General features: G+C 72.4%; 7 protein-coding genes. All 7 read left to right on the forward strand.

The features are described 5' to 3' along the window. Positions 1–434 precede the first annotated feature (434 nt). The 7 genes from CH341_RS26525 to CH341_RS26555 all read left to right on the forward strand — a co-directional run bounded on the left by CH341_RS26525 (position 435) and on the right by CH341_RS26555 (position 6,319). Positions 435–1,418, forward strand: coding sequence for an amidohydrolase family protein (locus tag CH341_RS26525; protein ID WP_111421966.1), 984 nt, complete (start codon positions 435–437; stop codon positions 1,416–1,418). A gap of 134 nt (positions 1,419–1,552) precedes the next feature. Then, complete coding sequence (locus CH341_RS26530; protein WP_111421967.1) at positions 1,553–2,083, forward strand: CvpA family protein; 531 nt, start codon at positions 1,553–1,555, stop codon at positions 2,081–2,083. Between the two features lie 93 nt (positions 2,084–2,176). Next, the gene (locus CH341_RS26535; RefSeq protein ID WP_111421968.1) at positions 2,177–2,806 is read left to right on the forward strand and encodes an NUDIX hydrolase; all 630 of its coding nucleotides are present in this window, start codon (positions 2,177–2,179) and stop codon (positions 2,804–2,806) included. Between the two features lie 79 nt (positions 2,807–2,885). Next, complete coding sequence (locus CH341_RS26540; RefSeq protein ID WP_111421969.1) at positions 2,886–3,131, forward strand: hypothetical protein; 246 nt, start codon at positions 2,886–2,888, stop codon at positions 3,129–3,131. A 128-nt stretch (positions 3,132–3,259) separates the two neighbouring features. Next, the gene (locus CH341_RS26545) at positions 3,260–3,982 is read left to right on the forward strand and encodes a phosphatase PAP2 family protein (RefSeq protein ID WP_111421970.1); all 723 of its coding nucleotides are present in this window, start codon (positions 3,260–3,262) and stop codon (positions 3,980–3,982) included. A gap of 80 nt (positions 3,983–4,062) precedes the next feature. After that, positions 4,063–4,467 (forward strand): DoxX family protein, encoded by a 405-nt coding sequence (locus CH341_RS26550; protein ID WP_111421971.1) that lies wholly within the window; start codon positions 4,063–4,065, stop codon positions 4,465–4,467. Between the two features lie 130 nt (positions 4,468–4,597). Beyond that, positions 4,598–6,319: a thiamine pyrophosphate-binding protein gene (locus CH341_RS26555; protein WP_111421972.1), complete on the forward strand. Its 1,722-nt coding sequence runs from the start codon at positions 4,598–4,600 to the stop codon at positions 6,317–6,319. The last annotated feature ends 124 nt before the right edge of the window (positions 6,320–6,443 follow it).

Genomic DNA, 6,443 nt, shown 5'->3' on the forward strand with positions numbered 1-6,443 from the left:
GCGAACCGATCACCCGGAAACAGTATGACAGCTCGAATCACGCCGGCCGACGCCCCCTCCCCTCCAGCGTCCAGACGGGGCTCTCAGCGGCAGACCGCAGTCGCCGGGTCGTCACGTCCGGGCATTTCGTATCGCGAAATCCGGCCAGAAAGCCGGCGGACCGGGTGTGCTGTCGCTTAGGGTCGGTGCGGACCGGCCCGGCGGCCGACGAGACACTCCGTCCGACGCGAGCGTGCCCCGACCCGGGGACGCCGATGTCGGTCGTGTCGGGATCGGGACTGCATGGCTGTCCTCCTTCGAAGTCCCCACCGAGAGCCGCCGACGACCGCCGCGCCGCGACGGCCGCAGGCGGCAGACGAGCCGAGAGACGTCCCGAAGCCCATCATCCTCATCAGATCGCGGCAAATCATCTTCATCGGATCGCGGAGAATGTCATGATCACGCGTCGAACCACCCTGACAGCGGTCGCGAGCTGGACGGTCGCCCTGTCCGCGGGCGCGCTGTCCTCCGGCCGCGCCGCCGAGGGCCCGGTCGCCACCGCCAGGGCCCCCGCGGTGCGGGGTCCCGATCCGCACCCGCGCACGCCCGCGTTCCGGCTGCCGGCCGGCACGGTCGACACCCACATGCACATCTTCGGGCCGGTCTCGAAGTATCCGTACGCGGAGGCCCGTTCCTACACGCCGCCCGAGGCGCTGTTGACGACCTACCGGGCGCTGCAGCAGACGCTCGGCGTGCAGCGCGCCGTCCTGGTCAACGCCACCGTCCACGGCACCGACAACACCATCGTGGCCGAAGCGATCGCCACCGACCCGAAGACTTATCGCGGCGTCGCCACCATCGACGACACGCTGTCCGACACGCAGATCGAGGCCCTGGACAAGGCCGGCTTCAAGGGCTGCCGTTTCACCTTCGTCAGCCGGCTGCGCAACGCCCCCGACACGCGCGTGTTCGATCGCGTCGTCGACCAGATCAAGGGGCTCGGATGGCACGTCGACCTCTACATCGAGCCCGACAAGATCGACACCCTGGTGCCGATGCTGCGCAAGCTGCCGGTGCGGTACGTCATCGACCACATGGGCGACGTCAAGGCCGGGGCCGGTATCGAGCAGCCCGGCTTCAAGGCCCTGGTCGAGCTGCTCCGGTCGGACGAGAAGTGCTGGATGAAGGTCACCTGCCCGGAGCGGGTCGCGGCCGCGGGCGCACCGTTCGACGACGTGGTCCCGTTCGCCCGCGCGCTGGTCGAGGCGGCGCCCGACCGGGTGCTGTGGGGCACCGACTGGCCGCATCCGAACGTGAAGTTCATGCCCAACGACGGCGATCTCGTCGATCTCGTTCCGCGTTACGCGACGGACCCGGCGCTGCAGCGCAAGCTGCTGGTCGAGAACCCCCAGAAGCTGTTCGGCTTCGACCCCGTCTGACGGCGGCCGGCCGGAACCACGGCAGAGGTTTCGACCCCGGCGGTCGCATCGCTCGCGTAAACCGTGCGCGGCGATCGATCGCCGGTGGCGACCTGGATCGGCTATAAGGGCGCGCGTTCGCCCGAGGTCGTGCCGTGGATCTGTCTGCCATCAACAGCTTCGACGCCGTGATCGGCGCCCTCGCCGTCATGGCGGCTCTCATGGGCTTCGCCACCGGGCTCCTGCGCAGCCTCGCCACCATCCTGGGCTACGGGGCGGCCGTGCCGGTCGCCATGTGGGCGACGCCGAGCGTGACGACCATGGTGGCGGGCCAGAGCGGCGGTGCCGAGGTGCCGCAGGCCGTGATCTTCGGCGCCGTGCTGGTGGCGAGCGGCCTCGTGCTCGGCCGGCTGCTGCGGGCCTTCGTCGCCGCCTTCGTGGCGCCGATCGTCTCGCTCCCGGACCGGCTGCTCGGCGCCATGCTGGGGGCCGGCCGCATCGGCCTGATCGCGGTCGTGCTGGTGCTGGTGTTCGACCGCATCGTGCCGGCGCATCTGCAGCCCAGCGCGCTCGCCGAGTCGCGCCTGCGGCCCGTGCTGGCGAGCGCCGGCTCGGCCGGCCTGCGCACCTTGCCGCCCGAGATCGAGGCCTTCATCGACCGCCTCAAGCGCGAGCGGGGCCTCTGACCGGTCGAGCCCTCCGAAGGCCGCATCGCGTCGCGAAAAAGCTTCCGCTATGCTGCCCGCGTCGTATTCGGACCGGCACCCGGCAGGAGCGGGATGGGACGCAGGAACATCGTAGCGGCCGGCGGCATCGTGATCCGGCCGGGGCCGCCCCCGCTGGTGGCGATCGTCCAGCGCCGCAAGGACCGGGTCTGGGTGCTGCCCAAGGGCAAGATCGAGCCCGGCGAGACGGCGCTCGACGGCGCCCGCCGCGAGGCGATCGAGGAGACGGGCCACGACGTCGCCGTCCACGAGTTCCTCGGCGTGATCACCTATCCGGCGCGCGGCTCCGTGAAGGTGGCGCAGTTCTGGCGCATGGAGGCGCTCGACGGGCCGGAACGCCCGCTGATGCGCGACATCCGCGCCGTCGACTGGGTGCCGCTGGAGGTCGCGCTGGCGCGGCTCGGCCTGCCCTACGAGCACGCGTTCCTCGACGGGGTCGGGGCCCATGCGGTGGCCGCGGCGCAGCGCATCGCGGCTCCGGCCCGTCCGGACGAGGGTCCCGCGACCCGCGATATCGTCGGAGCGCCGGCGCTCGCGCCGGCCTCCGAGCCGGAGCCGACCCCGGAACCGGAGCCCACTCCGGAACCGGAAGCCGCGACCGCGTCGCCGGCGGCCGAGCCCTCGCGCCCGCCGGGCCGCCTGGTGCGGCTGTTGCGGGACCTCTTCGCGCCGCGGCGGGGCTGAACGCTGCCCACACCGGGCGTTCCGCCGAAGACGCCGACGCGGTACGATCCGACCGCCTCACTCGTGCTCGGAGGACCAGATGTCACGTTCCACGCTTGCGCTTGTCGCCGCGACGCTGCTGGCCGGCCTGATCGTCGCGGAACCCGCCCACGCCGCCTACCGGGTGATCAAATGGTCGACCGGGATCTGTCAGGTGTGGAACTACAGCCTGCCGACGCGGCCTTTCCCCTACGACTACCGGCCCGTCACCGGCCCGCTGCCGAGCTTCGCGGCGGCGACCCGGGCGAAGACGCGGCTGTGGCGGGCCGGCCGCTGCCTGATCTGACGCGGACCGGCGCCCGCTCTCGACGCAACACGGGCGCCAGCGCCCGCTTTCGTGACCCGGGCGGGACGCCCGACTTAGAGCGAAACGGGCGGGACGCCCGATCGGGAGGTTTCGTGCTGCAGAGACTGATGCCTCCCGCGGTGAGCGGCCTGCGCCTGCGGCGCCTCACCGAGGTCGGGCCGCTGCTGACCCTGTTCCTGATCGCGGCGGCGCTGTTCGGCTTCGTCGAGATCGCCGGCGAGGTGGTCGAGGGCGAGAAACACGCCTTCGACGAGGCGATCCTGCGCATCCTGCGCAACCCGATGGACCTCGCCGACCCGATCGGCCCGGCTTGGCTGGAGAAGGCGATCCGCGACCTCACGGCGCTCGGCAGCGTCACGGTGCTGACCCTGCTGACCGCCCTGGTGCTCGGCTATCTGGTGATCGACGGCAAGCGGGCCGCGGCGGCTTTCGTGCTCGTCTCGGTCGCCGGCGGCGCCCTGCTGGTCGACGGCCTCAAGCTGGTGATCGCCCGGCCCCGTCCCGACCTCGTCGCCCATCTGGTCGACGTCTCGACCTACAGCTTCCCGAGCGGCCACGCGACCGCCTCGGCCGTCACCTTCCTGACGCTCGGCGTGCTGCTCGCCCGCGTCCAGGCGCGCCGGCGCGTCAAGGCCTATGTGATCGGCGTCGCCGTGATCCTCACACTGGTGATCGGCGCCAGCCGCGTCTATCTCGGCGTCCACTGGCCGAGCGACGTGCTGGCGGGCTGGTGCCTCGGCGCCGCCTGGGCGATGCTGTGCTGGCAGGTCGGGCTGTGGCTGCAGCGGCGCGGCAAGATCGAGCGGCCCGACGAGCACGAGCCGCAGTGAGCCCGGACCCGCTTGCTCCTGCGGCTGCGGCCCCCCTCCCCGTCGCGCCCCATGCGGGCGGGCGCCGCGCGTTGCGCCTGATGCTCGCCGCCGGCTACGCGGCCGCCGGCGTCGCGCATCTGATGCGGCCGGAGCCCTTCGTCGCCATCACGCCGGACTGGGTGCCGCGGCCCCGCGACGTGATCCTGATCACGGGCGCGCTGGAGATCGCCGGCGCCGCCGCGCTGCTGGCGCCGCGCACGCGGAAGATCGCCGGCGCCGCGCTGGCGCTCTATGCGGTGTGCGTCTTTCCGGCCAATGTGAAGCACGCGGTCGAGGGCATCGCGCTGCCGCCCGTGCCGGACTCGTGGTGGTACCACGCCCCGCGCCTCGCCTTTCAGCCCGTGCTGGTGTGGGCGGCGCTGTTCTGTTCCGGCCTGGTCGACTGGCCGGCGCGACGGCCGTCCGCCGCCGCTCCGCGCGCATCGGGGCAAACGTCGCATTGACCATCCTGGCCCGAGATCGCCGGCGCCGTCTTGCCGTCCCGATCGGCTTACCGTTCACTGGTTGCACGACGGCGCAAATCCGCGCGTCGGGGCCGCCGGGCGGGCGGCCCTCCGCCACCAGGAGGCCGCGATGGCGCAGGGCACGGACTTCATCCTTCGGGCGCTGGTCGCCGAGGGGCTCGACCACCTGTTCATGGTGCCGGGCGGGCTGGTCGACCCGTTCCTGCCGGCGCTCGGCCGGGTCGAGGGCCTCACCCCGATCGTCGCGGCCCACGAGGGCGGCGCCGCCTACATGGCGGACGGCTACGCCCGGGCGAGCGGCGGCTTCGGCGCCGTGCTGGGCATCGGCGGCCCCGGCCTCACCAACATGGCGACCGCGGTCGCGGCAGCGAAGACCGACTCCTCGCCCGTGCTGGTGCTGAGCGGCGAGGTCGCCCGCACCATGGAGGGGCTGGGCGCCTTCCAGGACGCCAGCCAGGCGACCCTCGACGACACCGCCGTGATGAAGCCGCTGACCCGCCTCTCCGCCACGGTCGACGACGTCGAGACCCTGAACCACTGGCTGCGCCATGCGCTGACCACGATGCTGTCGCGGCCGCGCGGGCCCGTGCATCTGTCGCTCGCCCACGACGTGCTGGTCGGCGACGCCGGGGCCGCCTACGCGCCGGTGTCGCCGTTCTTCGCCGACGTCGCGCCGATCAGCCTGCCGCAGGCCGAGGCGGCGCTGGCGACGCTGGCCGCGACGCAGGACGGGCGCGCCCCGCGCATCGTCTGCCTGGCCGGCGCCGGGGTGCGGGATCCGGTGTCGGCGGCGCGGCTGAAGCAGATGGCCGAGCGCCTCGCCATGCCGGTGGCGACCACGCTGCGCGCCAAGGACGTGTTTCCGGAGGACCATCCGCTGTCGCTCGGCGTGTTCGGCTATGCCGGCACGCGGCACGCGACCGCCGCGCTGTTCGCCGACGACCTCGACGTTCTGCTCGTGCTCGGCTCCGGCCTCAACGAGCGCGACACGATGCACTGGACGCTGCGCGACCGCGTCAAGGCCGCCACCATCCACGTCAACACCGACATGGACGAGCTGACGGCGCATTGCGACGTGGCCCACGCGGTGCCGGGCAGCGCCGGAGCGTTCCTGGAGCTGATGGCGCAACGCTTCGCGACGGGCGCGAGCGAGGCCGTGCTGGCCGAGCGGCGCGCCTTCGTCGAGGCGATCAAGGCCGGGCCGCGCCTCTACGACACCGAGAACTGCGCGCGTCCCGGCCGCCCCATCCATCCGGCGACCGCCGTGACGGCGCTTCGACGAGTGTTTCCGCGCGACGGCATCGTGCTGATCGACTCCGGCGCGCACCGCGCCTTCATGGGGCACTACTGGGAGGCCTACGAGCCCGGCACCTATGTCTCGGCCACCAATCTCGGCCCGATGGGCTGGGCGATCCCGGCCGCCGTCGGCGTCCAATGCGCGCGGACGAACCAACGCGTGGCGGTGGTCACGGGCGACGGCTGCATGCACATGCACGGCATCGAGATCCAGACGGCGGCGCGCCACCGGCTGCCGATCGTCTATGTGGTGCTCAACAACGCCGCGCTCGGAAACGTCTGGCTGCGCGCCCACACCGAAGGCCCGGTTCCGGCGGCGCTGACCTCCCTGCCGGATCACGACTGGGCCGGCTTTTCCCGCGCGCTCGGGGGCGAGGGCTTCACCGTGACGGAGCCCTCCGCGCTGGAGGAGACGTTCGCCAAGGCGCTCGCCTGCGGCACCACGGCCGTGGTCGACGTGAAGGCCGACAAGGACTGCCCGACGCCCGTCTACGACTTCGCCGCCGGCGCGAAGGCGTGGTCGTATCACGAGTGAGACATGGTCCGGGTGATCAGTTTTCCGTCATTCCGGGGCGCGGCGAAGCCGGTCTTCATCGGCCATTCGGAATCGGTGAACATCGAGTTCGAGAAGCCGCTGTCGGTCGACGAGGCCCGCAAGA

Origin of the sequence: Rhodoplanes roseus (assembly GCF_003258865.1) — a bacterium.
GTDB lineage: Bacteria > Pseudomonadota > Alphaproteobacteria > Rhizobiales > Xanthobacteraceae > Rhodoplanes > Rhodoplanes roseus.

Bases quoted from the DNA above. Each gene is read 5' to 3' on its own strand.
- CH341_RS26540 (WP_111421969.1), top strand. From the start codon at position 2,886: ATGTCACGTTCCACGCTTGCGCTTGTCGCCGCGACGCTGCTGGCCGGC.
- CH341_RS26545 (WP_111421970.1), top strand. From the start codon at position 3,260: ATGCCTCCCGCGGTGAGCGGCCTGCGCCTGCGGCGCCTCACCGAGGTC.
- CH341_RS26525 (WP_111421966.1), top strand. From the start codon at position 435: ATGATCACGCGTCGAACCACCCTGACAGCGGTCGCGAGCTGGACGGTC.
- CH341_RS26535 (WP_111421968.1), top strand. From the start codon at position 2,177: ATGGGACGCAGGAACATCGTAGCGGCCGGCGGCATCGTGATCCGGCCG.
- CH341_RS26550 (WP_111421971.1), top strand. From the start codon at position 4,063: ATGCTCGCCGCCGGCTACGCGGCCGCCGGCGTCGCGCATCTGATGCGG.
- CH341_RS26555 (WP_111421972.1), top strand. From the start codon at position 4,598: ATGGCGCAGGGCACGGACTTCATCCTTCGGGCGCTGGTCGCCGAGGGG.